This is a genomic window from Inquilinus sp. Marseille-Q2685 (assembly GCF_916619195.1).
Lineage (GTDB): Bacteria > Pseudomonadota > Alphaproteobacteria > DSM-16000 > Inquilinaceae > Inquilinus.
The window spans coordinates 698,460-716,882 of the sequence record NZ_CAKAKL010000001.1 but is presented as its reverse complement, the minus strand read 5'-3'; the positions used below and the strand labels follow the sequence as shown (position 1 = coordinate 716,882).

The window sequence follows — 18,423 nt, the reverse complement described above, 5'->3', positions numbered from 1 at the left end:
GACACACTGGCGGAGGCCGTCGCCCACAGCGGCGGCCTCCGGAACGACAGAGTAGCCCGATGTTCTCAAACCTAGATCTCCAGACGCTGGTCTTCGGCAAGCTGACATGGGCAGCGCTGCCGTTCCACGAGCCGATCCTGGTCGTCACCTTCATCGCGGTGGCGCTCGGCGGCATCGCGGTGCTCGGCGCCGTCACCTATTTCCGCCTGTGGGGCTATCTCTGGCACGAGTGGTTCACCAGCATCGACCACAAGAAGATCGGGATCATGTACGTGATCCTGGCGCTGGTCATGCTGCTGCGCGGCTTCGCCGACGCGATCATGATGCGGGCACAGCAGGCGATCGCCTTCGGCGCCAATGAGGGCTACCTGCCGCCGCATCACTACGACCAGATCTTCACCGCCCACGGCGTGATCATGATCTTCTTCATGGCCATGCCCTTCGTCACCGGGCTGATGAACTTCGTGGTGCCGCTGCAGATCGGCGCGCGCGACGTGGCCTTCCCGTTCCTGAACAACTTCAGCTTCTGGATGACCACCGCCGGCGCGGTGGTGGTGATGATCTCGCTGTTCATCGGCGAGTTCGCGAAGACCGGCTGGCTGGCCTATCCGCCGCTGTCGGGCATCGCCTACAGCCCGGATGTCGGGGTCGACTACTACATCTGGGGATTGCAGGTCGCCGGCATCGGAACGCTGTTATCGGGCGTCAACCTGGTCGCCACCATCGTCAAGATGCGGGCGCCGGGCATGAAGATGATGCAGATGCCGGTCTTCACCTGGACCGCGCTGTGCACCAACGTCCTGATCGTCGCCGCCTTCCCGGTGCTGACCGCCGTCCTGGCCCTGCTGTCGCTCGACCGCTACGTCGGGACGAACTTCTTCACCAACGACTTCGGCGGCAGCCCGATGATGTATGTGAACCTGATCTGGATCTGGGGGCATCCGGAGGTCTACATCCTCATCCTGCCGGCCTTCGGCATCTTCTCCGAGGTCGTGTCGACCTTCTGCGGCAAGCGCCTGTTCGGCTACACCTCGATGGTCTACGCCACGGTGGTGATCACCATCCTGTCCTACCTAGTGTGGCTGCATCACTTCTTCACGATGGGCTCGGGCGCCAGCGTGAACTCGTTCTTCGGCATCACCACGATGATCATCTCGATCCCGACCGGGGCGAAGATGTTCAACTGGCTGTTCACCATGTATCGCGGCCGCATCCGCTTCGAGGTGCCGATGCTGTGGACGATCGGCTTCATGGTGACCTTCGTCATCGGCGGCATGACCGGCGTGCTGCTGGCGGTGCCGCCGGCCGACTTCGTGCTGCACAACAGCCTGTTCCTGATCGCCCATTTCCACAACGTCATCATCGGCGGCGTGGTGTTCGGCCTGATGGCCGGCGTCACCTACTGGTTCCCGAAGGCCTTCGGGTTCAAGCTCGACCCGTTCTGGGGCAAGATGTCGTTCTGGTTCTGGCTCACCGGCTTCTACTTCGCCTTCATGCCGCTCTACGTGCTGGGCCTGATGGGCGTGACCCGCCGGATGAACCATTTCGACGACCCGTCGCTGCAGATCTGGTTCGTCATCGCCGCCTTCGGCGCGGTGCTGATCGCCATCGGCATCGCGTCCTTCCTGATCCAGCTGGTGGTCAGCTTCCTGAAGCGCGAGCAACTGCGCGACCTGACCGGCGATCCGTGGGACGGCCGTACCCTGGAGTGGTCCACCTCGTCGCCGCCGCCGGAGTACAACTTCGCCTTCACCCCGCTGGTGCACGACCACGACGCCTGGTGGGACATGAAGAAGCGCGGCTATGCCCGGCCGCTGGCAGGCTTCAAGGCGATCCACATGCCCAAGAACACCGGCACCGGGATCATCCTGGCCGGGATCAGCGTGGCCTTCTCCTTCGCCATGGTCTGGCACATCTGGTGGCTGGCCGCGCTCACCTTCTTCGCCATGCTGGTGGTGGCGATCGGGCACACCTTCAACTACAAGCGCGACTACCACATTCCGGCCGAGGTCGTGACCAAGGCCGAGAATGAGCGCAGCCGCGTGCTGGCCCGGGCGGGAGCCGCTTCGTGATGACGCCACTCGATCAAGCTGCAAACGGCGCGGTCCGCTTCCACGTCGAGGAGGAGCACGAGCATTCGGGCGGCAGCACGATGCTCGGCTTCTGGATCTACCTGATGAGCGACTGCCTGATCTTCGCAGTCCTCTTCGCCTGTTACGGCGTGCTCGGCCGCAGCTATGCGGCCGGCCCGTCCGGCGCCGACCTGTTCGACCTGCCGCTGGTGGCGGTCAACACCTCGATGCTGCTGCTCTCCTCCATCACCTGCGGCTTCGCCATGCTGGAGATGGAGCGGAACCGGAAGGGCGCCACCCTGTTCTGGCTGGCGGTCACCGCCCTGTTCGGCGTCGCCTTCGTCGGCCTCGAGCTCTACGAGTTCGCCCATCTGATCCATGAGGGGGCGGGGCCGTGGCGCAGCGCCTTCCTGTCGTCCTTCTTCACCCTGGTGGGGACGCACGGGCTGCACGTCACCGTCGGCATCGTCTGGATGGTGACGATGATGGTTCAGGTCGCCCAGCACGGGCTGATCCCGGACAACAAGCGGCGGCTGATGTGCCTCAGCCTGTTCTGGCACTTCCTGGACGTCATCTGGATCGGCGTCTTCACCTTCGTCTATCTGATGGGATCCATGGCATGAGCGCCCACGCCCACACCGATCACCATCACGGCGACCACCATCATGGCGACGCCAGCGGCCACGGCACGCTGAAGGGCTACGTCACCGGCTTCGTGCTGGCGGTGATCCTGACCGTGATCCCGTTCTGGCTGGTCATGGGCGACGTGTTCGCCGATCCCCAGACCACGGCGCTGGTGATCATGGCGCTCGCGGTCGTCCAGATCGTCGTGCACATGGTCTATTTCCTGCACATGAACACGAAGTCGGAGGGCGGCTGGACCATGCTGGCCCTGATCTTCACCGTGGTGCTGGTGGTGATCACGCTCGCCGGCTCGCTGTGGGTGATGTACCACCTCAACACCAACATGATGCCGGTCTCCGCCCACGACATGCGCAACATGCCGTGACGCAGGGCGAGGCACATCGGCCTCGCTCGACCGCCGCCCTGGTCGTCCTCGGGGCGGCGGCGCTCGCTGTGTTCCTCGGCCTCCTGGCGCTCGGCGTCTGGCAGGTCGAGCGGCGGGCCTGGAAGCTCGACCTGATCGCCCGGGTCGACCAGCGCGTCGCGGCCGAGCCGTCGGCCCCGCCGGGCCCGGCCGACTGGGCCCGGGTCACCGCGGACCGGGACGAGTACCGGCATGTCCGCGTCTCCGGCCGTTTCCTGAACGACCGCGAGGCCCAGGTCGTCGCCTCGACGGCCAAGGGGGCCGGCTACTGGGTGATGACCCCGCTGCAGACGGCGGACGGCACGGTGGTCCTGGTCAACCGGGGCTTCGTGCCGACGGAGAACCGCGACCCGGCGACCCGGGCGGCGGGGCAGGCCGAAGGCCCCGTCACCGTCACCGGGCTGCTGCGCATCACCGAGCCGAAGGGCGGCTTCCTGCGCTCGAACGAACCGGCGGAAGAGCGCTGGTACTCCCGCGACGTCGCCGCCATCGCCGCGGCCCGCGGGCTGACGAATGTCGCGCCCTATTTCATCGACGCCGACGCCGCGCCCAATCCGGGCGGGCTGCCGATCGGCGGGCTGACGGTGATTTCCTTCCCGAACAGCCACCTGGTCTACGCCGTCACCTGGTTCGGCCTGGCGGCGCTGCTGCTCTTCGGCGTGGGATACGCCGTGCGGTCGGAGCGGGCCCGGCGCAAGCAGGCCGAGGCGACCTGACGGGCACAGGGCAGGGCGCGCGCATGGCCGCTCATCACCGCCGGAGCTTCCCCGCCCCCCGAAGCCTGTTCTAACGTTCCTCAGCCCGTCGCGGGAGGCGACGGAAGCGACGGAGGGCAGGGCCTTCGGCTCCCCTCCGCCCCACGACCGAACGAGGTTCTGATGGCGCACGAACTGCAATTCTACATCGACGGCGCATGGGTCGACCCGGTCACGCCGAAGACGCTCGACGTGATCGACCCCTCGACCGAGGAGCCCTTCGCCCAGATCTCGCTCGGCTCGGCCGCCGACGTCGACCGCGCGGTGGCGGCGGCGAAACGGGCCTTCCCGGCCTTCGCCCGCACCAGCCGCGAGGAACGCCTGGCCCTGCTGCGCCGGATCCTCGAGATCTACAAGCGCCGCGCCCCCGACATCGCGCTGGCCGTGTCGCGCGAGATGGGCGCGCCGCGGAAGTTCGCGCTCGATTCCCAGACCTGGGCCGGCGAGGCGCACCTGACCCGGATCATCGAGGCGCTGGAGACCTTCCAGTTCGAGCGGCCCAAGGGCACCTCGATGGTGGTGAAGGAGCCGGTCGGCGTGGTCGGCATGATCACGCCCTGGAACTGGCCCCTGAACCAGATCACCTGCAAGGTCGGCCCGGCTTTGGCGGCCGGCTGCACCATGGTGCTGAAGCCGAGCGAGATCGCGCCGCTGGACGCCGTCATCTTCGCCGAGATCCTGCACGAGGCCGGCGTGCCGAAGGGCGTGTTCAACCTGGTGAACGGCGACGGGCCGACGGTCGGCGCCGCGATCTCCAGCCATCCCGACGTCGACATGGTGTCCTTCACCGGCTCGACCCGCGCCGGCATCCTGGTGGCCAAGGCCGCGGCCGACACGGTCAAGCGGGTGCATCAGGAGCTGGGCGGCAAGTCGGCCAACATCATCCTGTCGGACGCCGATCTGAAGCGGGCGGTGACCAAGGGCGTCGCCGGCTGCTTCGGCAACAGCGGCCAGTCCTGCAACGCCCCGACCCGGCTGTTCGTGCCGCTCGACCGCGAGGACGAGGCGATCGGCTATGCCAAGGCGGCGGCCGAGAGCTTCAAGGTCGGCCCCGCCGACGCGCCTGACACCCAGCTCGGCCCGGTGGTCAGCCAGCTGCAATACGACAAGATCCAGCGCTTGATCGAGGCCGGCATCGCCGAGGGGGCGGAGCTGGTAGCCGGCGGCCCCGGCCGGCCGGAGGGGCTGAACCGCGGCTATTTCGTCCGCCCGACCGTCTTCGCCCGGGTGACGCCGGACATGACGATCGCGCGGGAGGAGATCTTCGGCCCGGTGCTGTCGATCCTGACCTACGAAACCGAGGAGCAGGCGATCGAGCTGGCCAACGACACCCCCTACGGCCTCGCCGCCTATGTCCAGTCGGGCAGCCTGGAGCGGGCGCGCAAGGTGGCGTCGCAGCTGCGCGTCGGCAATGTCCACATCAACTACCCGGCCTGGGACACCGCCGCGCCTTTCGGCGGCTACAAGCAGTCGGGCAACGGCCGCGAATATGCCGAGTTCGGCCTCGAGGAGTTCCTCGAGATCAAGGGCGTGATCGGCTACGAGGCCGCCTGAGTCCTTGCCGGAGCCCTCCTGCGGGAGGGCTCCGGCCATGTGCGAACGAGTTCAGGCGGTGCGGCGGGACCGCTGCTTGCCGGCGCGGCGGCGGAGCTTCTCGGTGCCCAGGCCCTGGGCCTTGGCATAGACCGACTTCGACCGGGCGTAGTTCGGCGCCACCATCGGATAGTCCGCCGGCAGGTTCCACTTGGCGCGGTACTGCTCCGGCGTCATGCCGTAGGTGGCGCGCAGCCAGCGCTTCATCATCTTGAAGGGCCGGCCATCCTCCAGGCAGATGATGTAGTCCGGGGTCACCGACTCCGCGATGGGCACGGCCGGAACGGGGTGAATCGAAGTGGCCGCGGGGGTGTCCTGTATCCTGCCGCTCTCCTTGGCGTTTGCAGCCGGCTCGATGTCCGAAACCATCGCCGGATCCCGCTGGATGGCCGCATTGCGGGCTTCGATCAGCGACAGGTGCACGTTCCGGATGAGATCTGGCAGGCTCTCGCTGTCCACCGCGTTGTGGGAAACGTGGGCAACGATGATCTCCTTGGTGAACTTCAGAATCTCGTCGCTCAGCGTCGACATCACGTTTCTCCCATCCTGCCCTGCAGTCCCGCGGTCGAGCACCGGGTTGTCCTTACAGCCATGAGGTTGCTCTGCTTGCGATCAATGCCACAAGCCGAGAACAGCCATAAGGTTCCATGGGATTCAGAAAAAAGTTTTCGGTCCTGTCCCTGTTTCCTTCAAAATCCGATCGGGATCGAATTGTAATCGACTCGCAGCATGATTGTTGCTTGACTTCTGCTCATTCAACCCGGTTCCGCCGCTCGCGGCGACTGAATCGGTTCGGGAGACTCCGTCCGTGCGGGACGGAGTCCTTGTCGGGGGGCCGCCAGTCCTCCATCCATGCGGCCGGTCGATGCGGGAAGTCCCCGACGGCGGAGAGGAGTCGGCGGAGGCGGCGGTGCGAATCCGATCCCGGCCCGGCGTGACCGTTCCCAGGCCCGACCGGGCAGGCCTTCAGCGATCGAAATCCACCGCGGTGGTGTTGCCGCCGCTGACCACGACGCCGACCCGCTCGCCCGGGGCCGGACGGTAGCGGCCGGACAGCAGCGCCGCGAAGGCGGCGGCCCCGCCCGGCTCGGCGACGATTCGCAGACCCTGCCACAGGGCCCGCTGCGCCTCCCGGATCGCCTCGTCCGTGACCAGCACCGCGGCCGTCCCATGCTGCCGCAGCACCGGGAAGATCCGCTCGCCGATCCGCTTCGGCGCAAGGCTGTCGGCGGCGATGCCGCCGGTCTCGGCATCGACCGGCCGGCCGGCCGCGAAGGCGCGGTGCAGGGTGGGCGAGGCCTCCGGCTCGACCCCGACCACCTTGACCCGCCCGGCATACCAGGCGGCGATGCCGCCGATCAGCCCGCCGCCACCGACCCCGACCAGGACCGTGTCGAGATCCGGCGCCTGGCTCTCCAGCTCCAGCGCCAGCGTGCCCTGGCCCAGCATGGTCTCCGCCTGGTCGAAGGCGTGGACCGACAGCGCGCCGGTGGCGGCGACCCAGGCGTCGCAGGCGGCCAGCGCATCGGCATAGCGGTCGCCGCCGACCACCAGCTCGGCGCCGGTGCGGCGGATCCGCTCGATCTTGGCGGGGGAGGAGATGCTGGGCACGAAGATCCGCGCCGGCAGGCCCAGCGACGCCGCGGCATGGGCCACCGCCGCGCCGTGATTGCCGCCCGACGCCGCGGCGACACCGGCCGCAGGCACGTCGCGGGTCAGCAGGTTGGCGAAGGCGCCGCGGGTCTTGAACGACCCGGCATGCTGCAGCAGCTCTAGCTTCAGCGTGATCGGGCCGGCGTCGATGCCGAAATCGCGTCCCGCCGTCTCGACCGCCGGCGTCCGACGGATATGCGGCCGGATCAGCGGCTCGATCCGAGCGATGCCGTCCCGGTCCACCCGCAGCTCGGCCATCTCGTCTCTCCTGGTTTCGGAACTTAGCCATATTGCTAATTATCCGAACCGGCGAAAGCAAGGGCGGAGCCGGGCGGCCGGATCGCGGCGTCAGGGGGCCAGCGAATGGACGAAGTCGCTGATGCCGCCCAGCGTGATCTGGGTGCCGACGCACAGCAGCAGGAAGGCCATCAGCCGGGACAGCACCCGGACCTGGGACTGCCCGAGCAACGCGACCAGCCGGTCGGCCGAGGCGTAGGCGATCCAGACGCCGATGGCGATCACCAGGGCCGCGGCCGAGGCGCCGAGCACGAAGGGCAGGAAATTCGGCTCACCGACCGGCAGGTTCGAGCCGATGGCGATCGCGACGGAGATGGTGCCGGGGCCGGTGGTGAAGGGCATGGTCAGCGGGTAGAAGGCGACCGCGTCGATGCCCTCGGCCTCGGATGCCTGCTCCTGCTTGCGCTCCTCCTGCTGCTCGGGCGACTGCAGCAGCCGCCAGGCGCTGGCGGCGACGATCAGCCCGCCGGCGATGCGCAGCGCCGACAGGCTGATGCCGAAGAAGCTGAGGACGTAGGCGCCGCCCCACAGCGCCCCCAGCATCACCAGGGCGGAGTAGACGCCGATCTTGCGCGCCAGCCGCAGGCGCTCGCCATGCGACCGGTCGGCGGTGATCTGGCTGAAGATCAGGGCGGCCCCGATCGGGTTCACGATCGAGAACAGGGCGGAGAGGGTGAGCAGAAAGGTCTGGATCGAACCGCTCATCCGCGACTCCCGGCTGTTGGCGACAGCCTGACCGATCTGCCGGGCGGGCCGCAACTGTCGGATCGGTCGCGGCCCACCCGACCTTGGAGCGACGCGGCCCGTCCCGGACGGCGGGCTTGCACTGCGCCGCCGCCTCGCCTTAGGTGAGGACATGGCTTCGTCCGACTGGCCCGACCCGAATGCGCTGCGCTTCTCGCCGCACGGCGCACAGCGCCGCGCATCGGCGCTGACGAAGGCCGATCTGGACGGTCTCGAGGCCACGTTCGCCGGCCTGCCGACGAACCGCGCGGGCATCCGGCTGCGGGGACTCCCCGCCCTGCGGCCCCTTCTGGCGGCGGATGGGCCGGTTGGGGCGGCGGCCGCCGCGGTCCTGGGCAGCGCGGCGCGCCCGGTCCGCGCGATCCTGTTCGACAAGACTCCGGCCGCCAACTGGGCGCTCGCCTGGCATCAGGATCGAACCGTCTCGGTGATGCGGCGCGTCGAGGTCGACGGCTTCGGCCCCTGGACGGTCAAGGACGGCCAGCTCCATGTCGCCCCGCCTTTCGCGGTGCTGGCAGGCATGGTGACGCTGCGCGTCCATCTCGATCCGGTGCCGGTCACCAACGCACCGCTGCTGGTGGCGCCCGGGTCGCACCACCTTGGCCGAGTCCCGGAAACGGAGATCGCAGGCGCCGTCCGCCGCTGCGGCATCGCGGCATGCGTCGCCGAGGCCGGCGACATCTGGATCTACGCGACGCCGATCCTGCACGCATCGGAGGCGGCCCGGCAGCCGGCCCGCCGCCGGGTGCTGCAGGTGGATTTCGCCGCAGGGGCGCTGCCCGGCGGCCTGGAGTGGGCGGGCCTTTAGGCCGGGAAGCGGGAGCAGGCGAATGGCCCAGGAGCCTGGATGGATCGTCGTCCTCAACGGCGCGCCTCGCTCGGGCAAGTCGAGCATCGTCGCGGCGATGCAGGAGTGGGACGACGGCCCCTGGATGAATCTGGGCGTCGATGTTCATGCCCGGCACATGACGCCGCCGCGCTGCCGGCCCGGGATCGGGCTGCGGCCCGGAGGCGAGCGGCCGGAGATCGAGGCGTGGGTGCAGGTATTCTATGCCGCACTCGTCGAATCGGTCGCGGCGCACAGCCGGCTCGGGCTGAACGTGGTGGTCGATGTCGGCTTCCACGACGCCTATGCCGTGCCCCGCGGCGTCCTCCGCGACTGTGCCCGGCGTCTGCTCGGCCTGCCGGCGCTCCTGGTCGGGATCCGTTGCCCGGTCGAGGAGATCATGCGCCGGCACCGGGCGGGGCAGCCGGGGCGTGAGGGCGAGTACGTGGCCGGCCCCGCGGAGGACCCGGTGCCGGAGGCGGTGCTGCGCTGGCAGCGCGAGGTGCATCGCCCCGGGATCTACGATCTCGAGGTCGACACTTCCGTGCTCAGCCCTCTGGATTGCGCCGCGGCGATCCGCCGGCGCCTCGACGACCCGACGCGGCCTTCGGCCTTCCGCCGGCTGGCTTGCCGGGGCTGAGGGCTGTGGCCTGCCGCGGCGATGTTCAGCCCACCTGCAGCGTTCGTTCCGACTTGACCGAAGGGATGCTGCCGGGGCGATGCTTAAATTCGCGTTTCGGCGGGGACATCGGGCCTCATGCCGGAACCGCCGCCGACGCCAGACGTTGGCGGGGACAGGGGGAGCAGCCCATCTTCCGACCCGGACGCGTGCCCGGGCCGTCCCGCAACAGGCCGAAGGCCGATCCGGACCCGGAGTGGAGACGTCACCATGCCCCAGAAGCTCTGCGACATCTGCCAGGAGCGGCCCGCCACCGTGCGCGTCACGGTGCTGCAGAACGGCCAGCGCCGGCAGCTCGATGTCTGCGACTATCACTACCAGCAGCTTGCCCGCCACCAGCGCTACGTCTCGCCGCTGGAGGCGCTGGTCCGCGGCTCCGGGCTGGAGGATTTCTTCGGCCAGACCGTGCCCGCCGGCGGCGTGCCGCGGCGCGGCCCGCCGGGGCCCGAGCGCGCGGCCCTGAACCTGCAGAGCCATTTCAGCGAGCAGGCGAAGGAGCTGCTGCAGCGCGCCGCGGAGCGGGCGGTCAAGTTCGGCAAGCGCGAGGTCGATACCGAGCACCTGCTCTACGAGCTGCCGGAGAGCGACGTGGTCCAGGCGATCCTGCGGCGCTTCAAGATCTCGCCGGAGGATCTGCGCGGCTACATCGACCAGAACGCCCTGCGCGGCACCGAGGAGGCCGGGCCGCGCACCGAGATCGGCGTCTCGCCGCGGATGAAGGCGGCGCTGGACCAGGCCTTCCTGATCTCGCGCCAGCTCGGCCACTCCTATGTCGGGCCGGAGCACATGCTGCTGGGCCTCGCCCAGGTGCCGGAGAGCTTCGCCGGCAACCTGCTGCGCAAATACGGGCTGACCCCGCAGGCGCTGCGGCAGCAGACGGTGCGCACCGTCGGCACCGGGGCGGAGGAGGGGCGGGTCGAAGGCCCGTCCAACACCCCGCAGCTCGACAAGTACAGCCGCGACCTGACCGCGCTGGCGCGCGAGGGCAAGCTCGACCCCGTGATCGGCCGGTCGAAGGAGGTCGAGACGACGATTGAGATCCTGGCCCGGCGCAAGAAGAACAACCCGGTGCTGATCGGCGAGCCCGGCGTCGGCAAGACCGCGATCGTCGAGGGGCTGGCGCAGCGCATCGTCAACAACGAGGTGCCGGACACGCTGCGCGACAAGCGGCTGGTCGAGCTCAGCGTCAACAGCCTGGTCGCCGGCTCCAAGTTCCGCGGCGAGTTCGAGGAACGGGTCAAGCAGGTGATGGACGAGATCGCCGAGCACCGCGACGAGCTGCTGCTGTTCATCGACGAGGTCCACACCATCGTCGGCGCCGGCCAGGGGGGCGGCGAGGGCGGGCTGGACGTCGCCAACGTGTTCAAGCCGGCGATGGCGCGCGGCGAGCTGAACCTGATCGGCGCCACCACGCTGAACGAGTACCAGAAGCACATCGAGAAGGACGCGGCGCTGGAGCGGCGCTTCCAGCCGGTCTTCGTCGCCGAGCCGACGGTGGAGCAGACGGTCAACATCCTGCGCGGCCTGCGCGACCGCCTCGAAGGCCACCACAAGGTGACGATCCAGGACCAGGCCTTCGCCGCCGCCGCCGAGCTGTCGGACCGCTACATCTCCGGCCGCTTCCTGCCGGACAAGGCGATCGACCTGATCGACCAGGCGGCGGCCCGGGTGCATCTGTCGATCACCTCGCGCCCGGCCGAGATCCAGGAGCTGGAATCGGAGATCGCGCAGCTGAAGCGGGAGCAGGCCTACGCCAATTCACGCAAGCGCTTCGACCGTGCCAAGGCGTTCGAGGAGCAGGTCGCGGAGAAGGAGAAGACGCTGGCCGAGCTGACCGACGCGTGGAAGCACCGCATCGGGTCTAGCACCGCCGAGGTCACGGTCGAGCACATTGCCGAGATCGTGTCGAAGCTGACCGGCATCCCGGTCACGGAGCTGACGGCCGAGGAGAAGGCCAAGCTGCTGCAGATGGAGGAGCGGCTGCACCGCCGCGTGATCGGGCAGGAGGAGGCGATCCAGGCGGTCAGCGACGCCGTCCGCCTGTCCCGCGCCGGGCTGCAGCGCGGCCACCGGCCGATCGCCAACTTCCTGTTCCTGGGCCCGACCGGCGTCGGCAAGACCGAGCTGGCCAAGGCCCTGGCCGAGGTGGTGTTCGGCGACGAGGACGCCATCATCCGCGTCGACATGAGCGAGTACATGGAGCGGCACGCCGTGTCCCGGCTGATCGGCGCCCCGCCGGGATATGTCGGCTACGACGAGGGCGGCCAGCTGACCGAGCGGGTGCGCCGCCGGCCCTACAGCGTGATCCTGCTGGACGAGATCGAGAAGGCCCACCCGGACGTCTATAACGTGCTGCTGCAGGTCTTCGACGACGGCCGCCTGACCGACGGCAAGGGGCGGGTGGTCGATTTCAGCAACACGCTGATCATCGCCACCTCGAACCTCGCCTCCGAGATCATCATGGGGCGGCAGAGCCGGATCGGCTTCAACGCCGGCGCCGGCGGGGTCCGGGACGACGTCATGGGCGTGCTGCGCCAGCACTTCCGGCCGGAGTTCCTGAACCGCATCGACGAGATCATCATCTTCCACGGCCTGACCACCGACCAGATCAAGCAGATCGTCCGGCTGCAGCTGGATGCCGTCATCGGCACGGCGCGGGGGCAGGACATCGAGCTGGTGATCGACGACACGCTGGTCGACCACCTCGCCGCCGAGGGCTACCAGCCGGAATACGGCGCCCGCGAGCTGCGGCGCCAGATCCGGCAGCTGGTCGAGACCCGCCTGGCCAAGGCGATGCTGAAGGGCGAGGTGAAGGAAGGCGACCGCGTCGTCTTCCGCTTCGACAAGGGCGAGGTCGCCTACACGGTCGGGGCCCCGAAGCCGGCCAAACCCGCGAAACCGGCCGGCGCGAAGGCGACGAAGGCGAAGTCCGCCAAGGCTGCGAAGCCTGCCGCCAAGAGCGGGAACGGCAAGGCGGCCGCGGCGAAGCGCACCGCTCCGGCCAAGGGCAGAGCGAGAACCGCCAAGGGCAGGGGGGCGGCCAGAAACGGGCTGTCGCCGCGCGCCCGGAACTGATTTCTGGGCATCTGCCCAGCGTTTGGGCAAGCGCGGGGCGGCGACGGGCCGCACCCGCGCCTGACTCAACCGACGCATGCGCCGGGCCGGCCCTCGGCCCGCATTTCCCGCTGGCACTCGGCCGCCGACCCGTCGATAACAGCGGCTCGATGTGATCGAGGGTTGGATACATGATCGCGCGCGTCATCGCCGTGGAGCCGTTCGACATCGTCGTGTTCGGCGCGACGGGAGACCTGTCCCAGCGCAAGCTGCTGCCGGCGCTCTATGAGCGCGACAAGGCCGGGCAGGTGCCGCCGGGGGCGAGGATCATCGGCACGTCGCGGCGGCCGATGTCGGATACGGAGTTCCGCGACTTCGCCCGCAAGGCGATCCTGGAGCATGTGCCGTCGGCGGAGCGGGCCGGCACGGTGCTGGACGAGTTCCTGGCGCGGCTGTCCTATGTCGCGGTCGATGCGACGGCCCAGACGGGCTGGCCGGACCTGGCCGAGGCGCTACAGGGCAACGCCGACCGCATCCGCATCTTCTATCTCGCCACCTCGCCCGACCTGTTCGAGGAGATCTGCAGCCAGCTTGGCCAGCACGGCCTCGTGACCGAGCGGGCCCGCGTCGTGGTCGAGAAGCCGATCGGCAAGGACCTGGAGTCGGCCCGGGCGCTGAACGACGCCATCGGCCGCGTCTTCCCCGAGGAGTCGATCTACCGGATCGATCACTACCTCGGGAAGGAGACGGTGCAGAACCTGATGGCGCTGCGCTTCGCCAACGCCCTGTTCGAGCCGCTGTGGAACGCCTCGCACATCGACCATGTCCAGATCACCGTGGCCGAGAGCCTCGGGGTCGAGGGCCGCGCCGGCTACTATGACGGCGCCGGCGCGCTGCGCGACATGGTGCAGAACCACATGCTGCAGCTGCTCTGCCTCGTCGCCATGGAGCCGCCGACCTCGATGGACGCGGATTCGCTGCGCGACGAGAAGCTGAAGGTGCTGAAGGCGCTGAAGCCGATCTCCGACGCCACGGTGAACACCATCACCGTCCGAGGCCAGTACCGCGCCGGCGCCTCGGCCGGGGGCGCCGTGCCCGGCTATCTCGACGAGCTCGGCAACCCCTCCAGCCACACCGAGACCTTCGTCGCGCTGAAGGCGGAGATCGAGAACTGGCGCTGGGCCAACGTCCCGTTCTACCTGCGCACCGGCAAGCGCCTGGCGGCGCGGATGTCGGAGATCGTCGTCACCTTCCGCGCCATCCCGCATTCGGTGTTCGACAGCTCGGCCGGCACCATCTCGCAGAACCACCTCGTCATCCGGCTGCAGCCCGACGAGGGCGTGAAGCTGTGGCTGATGATCAAGGATCCGGGCCCGGGCGGCATGCGCCTGCAGCACGTGCCGCTGGACATGAGCTTCGCCGAGGCCTTCAACGTGCGGAACCCGGACGCCTATGAGCGGCTGGTGATGGACGTGGTGCGCGGCAACCAGAGCCTGTTCATGCGCCGCGACGAGGTCGAGCAGGCCTGGACCTGGGTCGACCCGATCATCGAGGCCTGGAGGGCGTCGAAGGAGCCGCCGAAGCCCTACACCGCCGGCACCTGGGGGCCGTCCGCCGCGATCGCCCTGATCGAGCGCGACGGCCGCACCTGGCATGAGGACGAGGACTGATGTCCATCGCGCGTCACGACTTCCCGACCAAGGAGGCGCTGGCCGACGCCCTCGCCGGGCATGTCGCCGACGCGCTGACGGCGCGGCTGTCCCGATCCGGTCGGGCCGCGCTCGCCGTCTCCGGCGGGCGCACCCCGACCCGGTTCTTCGAGGCGCTGTCGAAGAAGCCCGTCGAATGGACGCGGATCGACGTCACCCTGGTCGACGAGCGCTGGGTGGGGGAGGATTCCGACCGCTCCAACGCCGCCCTGGTCCGGGCGCATCTGCTGCAGGGCCCGGCCGCGGCGGCCGGCTTCGTGCCGCTGCATGTCGACGTGCCGACGCCCGAGGACGGGCTGGCGCAGGTGACGGCGCGGATCGCCGCCCTGCCGCTGCCCTTCGCCGCGGCGGTGCTGGGCATGGGCGACGACGGCCACACCGCCTCCTTCTTCCCCGGCGGCGACCGGCTGGCCCGGGCGATGGACCCGGCCCCCGGCCAGCTGCTGGAGACCATGCGGGCGCCGGCGGCAGGCGAGCCGCGCATCACCCTGACGCTGCCGGTCTTGCTGGCGGCGGAGACTCTGTGTCTTCATATCGAAGGGGCGGGGAAGCAGCGCGTGCTGGAGGCGGCCCTGGTCTGCGGCCCGGCCGAGGCGATGCCGATCCGCGCCGTGCTGACCCGGTCCGAGCGCCCGGTCGAGATCTTCTGGTGCCCGTAGAGGCACCGCCGGAAGGCTAAGAAAAAACTTCAATATAGTGTGCTAACGTATTGATCATGGTGCATGATCGGGTCGGAGGATGCTGTCTGGCCCGGTCGGCGGCGAGACAGTGACCAAGGAGCCAGCCCGATGGTGCAAGCCCGCATTGCCGAGGTGACCGAGCGGATCGCGCGGCGCAGTCACGACGCCCGGTCCGCCTATCTCGACCGTATCGCCGCGGCGGCGGAGCAGGGCCCGGCCCGCCGGCGCCTGGGCTGCGCCAACTTCGCGCATGGCTTCGCCGCCTGCGGCATCGACAAGGGGGCGCTGCGCGAGGGCGAGGGGCCGAACCTCGCCATCGTCACCTCCTACAACGACATGCTGTCGGCGCATCAGCCCTTCGAGCGCTTCCCGGACCTGATCCGGCAGGCCGCGCGCTCCGTCGGCGGCACGGCGCAGGTCGCGGGCGGCGTGCCGGCGATGTGCGACGGCGTCACCCAGGGCGAGGCGGGGATGGAACTGTCGCTGTTCTCGCGCGACGTCATCGCCCTCTCGACCGCGGTCGCCCTGTCGCACCAGATGTTCGACGCCGCCGTGTTCCTCGGGGTCTGCGACAAGATCGTGCCGGGGCTGGTGATCGGCGCGCTGTCCTTCGGCCATCTGCCGGCGGTGTTCATCCCGGCCGGGCCGATGACCTCCGGCCTGCCGAACGATGAGAAGGCCAAGGCCCGCCAGCTCTACGCCGAGGGCAAGGTCGGGCGCGACGCTCTCCTGGAGGCCGAGGCCAGGTCCTATCACGGGCCGGGCACCTGCACCTTCTACGGCACCGCCAACACCAACCAGATGCTGATGGAGATCATGGGCCTGCACCTGCCGGGCTCCTCCTTCGTCAACCCGAACACGCCGCTGCGCGACGCGCTGACGCTGGAAGCGGCGAAGCGGGCGCTGGCGATCACGGCGCTGGGCAACGAGTTCCTGCCGGTCGGCCGGCTGCTCGACGAGCGCGCCTTCGTCAACGGCGTGATCGGGCTGCACGCCACCGGCGGGTCGACCAACCACACCATCCACCTGATCGCCATGGCCCATGCGGCTGGCATCACCCTGACCTGGGACGATTTCTCCGACCTCGCCGAGGTCACGCCGCTGCTGTGCCGCGTCTATCCGAACGGCAAGGCCGACGTGAACCACTTCCATGCGGCTGGCGGCACCGGCTTCCTGATCCGCGAGCTGCTCGGCGCCGGCCTGCTGCACGACGACGTCGCCACCATCTGGGGCGGCGGGCTGGACCGCTACACGGTCGAGCCCGGCCTCGACGGCAACGGCGAGGTGGTGTGGCGCGACGCGGCGGTGACCAGCGGCGACACGGCGGTGCTGCGCGGCGCGGCCGAGCCGTTCCAGGCCACCGGCGGCCTGCGCGTGCTGGACGGCGATCTCGGCCGGGCGGTGATCAAGACCTCGGCGGTGGCGCCGGAGCGGCATGTGATCGAGGCGCCGGCGAAGATCTTCCATTCGCAGGAGGAGCTGCAGGCCGCGTTCCGCGCCGGGGCACTGGACCAGGACTTCATCGCCGTGGTCCGGTTCCAGGGCCCGAAGGCGAACGGCATGCCCGAGTTGCACAAGCTGATGCCGCCGCTCGGCGCGCTGCAGGACCGCGGCCGCAAGGTCGCGCTGGTCACCGACGGCCGCCTGTCCGGCGCCTCGGGCAAGGTGCCGGCGGCGATCCATGTGACGCCTGAGGCGGCGGTCGGCGGCCCGATCGCCAAGCTGCGCGACGGCGACATCCTGCGCCTCGACGCGGTGACCGGCCGGCTCGAGATCCGCGACATCGACGCCGAGGAATGGGCCGCGCGGGAAGACGCCACGGCCGACCTGGCTCCGTCGCATGTCGGCGTCGGCCGCGAGCTCTTCGCCGCCTTCCGCCACGCCGCCGGGCGGGCGGATGCGGGGGCGTCGATCTTCTGAGACTCCGCGCGCGCAGGTTGGTCGCGGACTGTCCTTTCCTGTCATCGCCGGGCTTGACCCGGCGATCCAGGGGCCACCCAGAGCGGCATCGACATTCCTGGATGCCCGGGTCAAGCCCGGGCATGACAGTTTAGGATTGATCCGCTGACGGCTCGATCCCGCTGTCGGCCTCACACGATCCCGAGCAGTCGGATCAGCCCGAAGCTGATGGCGCCCAGCACCAGCAGCGACAGGGTCACGGCCGCGGTGACCCGGCCGCCGGCCCTGGCGACGCTGCCGAGGTCGGTGCTGAGGCCGAGCGCGGCCATCGACAGCACCGTCAGCCAGGTCGCCGCCGTGGCGGCCGGGGCCAGCACCGCCTCGGGCAGCAGCCCGAAGGAGCGCAGCACGGCCAGCAGAAGGAAGCCGTCGATGAACCAGGGCACCAGCTTGTGCCAGGGCATGCGGCCGGAGGTGGAGGCGCTGCCCTCGTTCCGATGCCGCGTCACCAGCGTCAGGACCAGGATCATCGGCCCCAGCATCAGCACGCGCACCAGCTTGACCAGGGTGCCGAGCTGCAGCGCGATCGCCCCGATCGGCGCCGTGGCGGCCAGCACCTGCGGCACGGCATAGACGGTCAGCCCGGCCAGGACGCCGTACTGCACCTCGCTGATCTGCATCAGCGCCGGCAGGAAGGGCAGGCCCAGCACCACCAGCACGCCGAGCACGGCGGTGAAGGCGATCGACGCCGCCACCTCCTTGCCGTCGGCGCCGATCACCGGGGCCACGGCGGCGATGGCGGAGTTGCCGCAGATCGAGTTGCCGCAGGCGACCAGCACGGCCATGCGGTGCGGCAGGCCGAGCAGCCGCCCCAACCCGTAGCTGGCGGCAATGGCGATCACCACCACGGCGGCGATGCCGACCAGCAGCAGCGGACCCGCGGACACGATCGCACCGACGCTGACCGAGGCGCCGAGCAGGACGACGGCGATCTCCAGCAGCGTCTTGGCGCCGAAGGCGATGCCGGGCGTCCAGCGCTGGCTCGGGCTCCACAGCGTGCGCACCAGGGCGCCGACCAGGATCGCCAGCACCAGCGCCTCCAGCCAGGCATGGCCGAACAGCCCGGCCTCGACCCGCTCCAGCCCCAGCGCGGCCAGGGTCACCGCGCCGCAGAGGAGCAGGCCGGGCACCAGCCGGGCGCCCGGGATCGACCCGAGGACGGCCGTCGGGCGGTTCGTGGCAGGAAGGGAGGACCGGGCCGGATCGACGATCGCCATGACAGTCTCGTTGCAGAACTGTCACGAAGATGACCTTCGGCGTTCAACCGATCCAACGCATTCATCTTTTGAAACTGATCGATTTTGTCGATCGATCTGTACTTTCTGCGTACCAAGATACCGCTCGAGAGGATGGC

At 69.5% G+C, this 18,423-nt stretch carries 14 protein-coding genes and 1 pseudogene; 11 read left to right on the top strand and 4 right to left on the bottom strand.

The genetic code is table 11. The features are described from left to right. The first annotated feature begins 59 nt into the window (after positions 1-59). From cyoB to LG391_RS03405, 5 genes are all read left to right on the top strand, one after another. Positions 60-2,072: a cytochrome o ubiquinol oxidase subunit I gene (gene cyoB, locus LG391_RS03425; RefSeq protein ID WP_225766459.1), complete on the top strand. Its 2,013-nt coding sequence runs from the start codon at positions 60-62 to the stop codon at positions 2,070-2,072. Continuing rightward, positions 2,072-2,695: a cytochrome o ubiquinol oxidase subunit III gene (gene cyoC / locus LG391_RS03420; protein ID WP_225766457.1), complete on the top strand. Its 624-nt coding sequence runs from the start codon at positions 2,072-2,074 to the stop codon at positions 2,693-2,695. Before cyoB ends, cyoC begins: the two co-directional genes overlap by 1 nt. After that, positions 2,692-3,081 carry a cytochrome o ubiquinol oxidase subunit IV gene (gene cyoD / locus LG391_RS03415; RefSeq protein ID WP_225766455.1) on the top strand — a complete coding sequence of 130 codons (390 nt, stop codon included), beginning with the start codon at positions 2,692-2,694 and terminating at the stop codon, positions 3,079-3,081. Before cyoC ends, cyoD begins: the two co-directional genes overlap by 4 nt. After that, positions 3,078-3,836, top strand: coding sequence for an SURF1 family protein (locus LG391_RS03410; RefSeq protein WP_225766454.1), 759 nt, complete (start codon positions 3,078-3,080; stop codon positions 3,834-3,836). Before cyoD ends, LG391_RS03410 begins: the two co-directional genes overlap by 4 nt. A gap of 162 nt (positions 3,837-3,998) precedes the next feature. Further along, positions 3,999-5,429: an aldehyde dehydrogenase family protein gene (locus LG391_RS03405; protein WP_225766451.1), complete on the top strand. Its 1,431-nt coding sequence runs from the start codon at positions 3,999-4,001 to the stop codon at positions 5,427-5,429. Positions 5,430-5,480: 51 nt separating this feature from the next. Here LG391_RS03405 and LG391_RS03400 read toward each other — a convergent pair whose 3' ends face one another. The 3 genes from LG391_RS03400 to LG391_RS03390 form a co-directional block, all read right to left on the bottom strand. Further along, the gene (locus tag LG391_RS03400; RefSeq protein ID WP_225766426.1) at positions 5,481-5,999 is read right to left on the bottom strand and encodes a MucR family transcriptional regulator; all 519 of its coding nucleotides are present in this window, start codon (positions 5,997-5,999) and stop codon (positions 5,481-5,483) included. Between the two features lie 435 nt (positions 6,000-6,434). Then, positions 6,435-7,379 carry a threonine/serine dehydratase gene (locus tag LG391_RS03395; protein ID WP_225766408.1) on the bottom strand — a complete coding sequence of 315 codons (945 nt, stop codon included), beginning with the start codon at positions 7,377-7,379 and terminating at the stop codon, positions 6,435-6,437. A 90-nt stretch (positions 7,380-7,469) separates the two neighbouring features. After that, positions 7,470-8,123 (bottom strand): MarC family protein, encoded by a 654-nt coding sequence (locus LG391_RS03390; protein ID WP_225766405.1) that lies wholly within the window; start codon positions 8,121-8,123, stop codon positions 7,470-7,472. Between the two features lie 151 nt (positions 8,124-8,274). On the opposite strand from LG391_RS03390, the gene LG391_RS03385 reads away from it, so the two are divergent. The 6 genes and pseudogenes from LG391_RS03385 (at position 8,275) to edd (ending at position 17,030) form a co-directional block, all read left to right on the top strand. Beyond that, complete coding sequence (locus LG391_RS03385) at positions 8,275-8,970, top strand: phytanoyl-CoA dioxygenase family protein (RefSeq protein ID WP_225766403.1); 696 nt, start codon at positions 8,275-8,277, stop codon at positions 8,968-8,970. A gap of 22 nt (positions 8,971-8,992) precedes the next feature. Continuing rightward, positions 8,993-9,628 carry a chloramphenicol phosphotransferase CPT family protein gene (locus LG391_RS03380; protein ID WP_225766401.1) on the top strand — a complete coding sequence of 212 codons (636 nt, stop codon included), beginning with the start codon at positions 8,993-8,995 and terminating at the stop codon, positions 9,626-9,628. A 249-nt stretch (positions 9,629-9,877) separates the two neighbouring features. Next, positions 9,878-12,643: pseudogene (locus tag LG391_RS03375) on the top strand (AAA family ATPase); the annotation flags it as partial. A 269-nt stretch (positions 12,644-12,912) separates the two neighbouring features. Beyond that, positions 12,913-14,391 carry a glucose-6-phosphate dehydrogenase gene (gene zwf / locus LG391_RS03370; RefSeq protein WP_225766399.1) on the top strand — a complete coding sequence of 493 codons (1,479 nt, stop codon included), beginning with the start codon at positions 12,913-12,915 and terminating at the stop codon, positions 14,389-14,391. Next, on the top strand, positions 14,391-15,089 hold the full coding sequence (pgl, locus tag LG391_RS03365) for a 6-phosphogluconolactonase (RefSeq protein WP_225766397.1): 699 nt from the start codon (positions 14,391-14,393) through the stop codon (positions 15,087-15,089). Before zwf ends, pgl begins: the two co-directional genes overlap by 1 nt. A gap of 132 nt (positions 15,090-15,221) precedes the next feature. Continuing rightward, positions 15,222-17,030 (top strand): phosphogluconate dehydratase, encoded by a 1,809-nt coding sequence (gene edd / locus LG391_RS03360; protein WP_374200732.1) that lies wholly within the window; start codon positions 15,222-15,224, stop codon positions 17,028-17,030. 170 nt (positions 17,031-17,200) lie between these two features. Here edd and LG391_RS03355 read toward each other — a convergent pair whose 3' ends face one another. After that, positions 17,201-18,286, bottom strand: a complete 1,086-nt coding sequence (locus tag LG391_RS03355; protein WP_225766376.1) for a YeiH family protein — start codon at positions 18,284-18,286, stop codon at positions 17,201-17,203. Positions 18,287-18,423 lie beyond the last annotated feature (137 nt).

Coding starts and splice junctions, on each gene's coding strand:
- cyoD (WP_225766455.1), top strand. CDS start 2,692: ATGAGCGCCCACGCCCACACCGATCACCATCACGGCGACCACCATCAT.
- zwf (WP_225766399.1), top strand. CDS start 12,913: ATGATCGCGCGCGTCATCGCCGTGGAGCCGTTCGACATCGTCGTGTTC.
- LG391_RS03395 (WP_225766408.1), bottom strand. CDS start 7,379: ATGGCCGAGCTGCGGGTGGACCGGGACGGCATCGCTCGGATCGAGCCG.
- cyoB (WP_225766459.1), top strand. CDS start 60: ATGTTCTCAAACCTAGATCTCCAGACGCTGGTCTTCGGCAAGCTGACA.
- LG391_RS03355 (WP_225766376.1), bottom strand. CDS start 18,286: ATGGCGATCGTCGATCCGGCCCGGTCCTCCCTTCCTGCCACGAACCGC.
- LG391_RS03405 (WP_225766451.1), top strand. CDS start 3,999: ATGGCGCACGAACTGCAATTCTACATCGACGGCGCATGGGTCGACCCG.
- LG391_RS03390 (WP_225766405.1), bottom strand. CDS start 8,123: ATGAGCGGTTCGATCCAGACCTTTCTGCTCACCCTCTCCGCCCTGTTC.
- pgl (WP_225766397.1), top strand. CDS start 14,391: ATGTCCATCGCGCGTCACGACTTCCCGACCAAGGAGGCGCTGGCCGAC.
- cyoC (WP_225766457.1), top strand. CDS start 2,072: ATGACGCCACTCGATCAAGCTGCAAACGGCGCGGTCCGCTTCCACGTC.
- LG391_RS03380 (WP_225766401.1), top strand. CDS start 8,993: ATGGCCCAGGAGCCTGGATGGATCGTCGTCCTCAACGGCGCGCCTCGC.
- LG391_RS03400 (WP_225766426.1), bottom strand. CDS start 5,999: ATGTCGACGCTGAGCGACGAGATTCTGAAGTTCACCAAGGAGATCATC.
- LG391_RS03385 (WP_225766403.1), top strand. CDS start 8,275: ATGGCTTCGTCCGACTGGCCCGACCCGAATGCGCTGCGCTTCTCGCCG.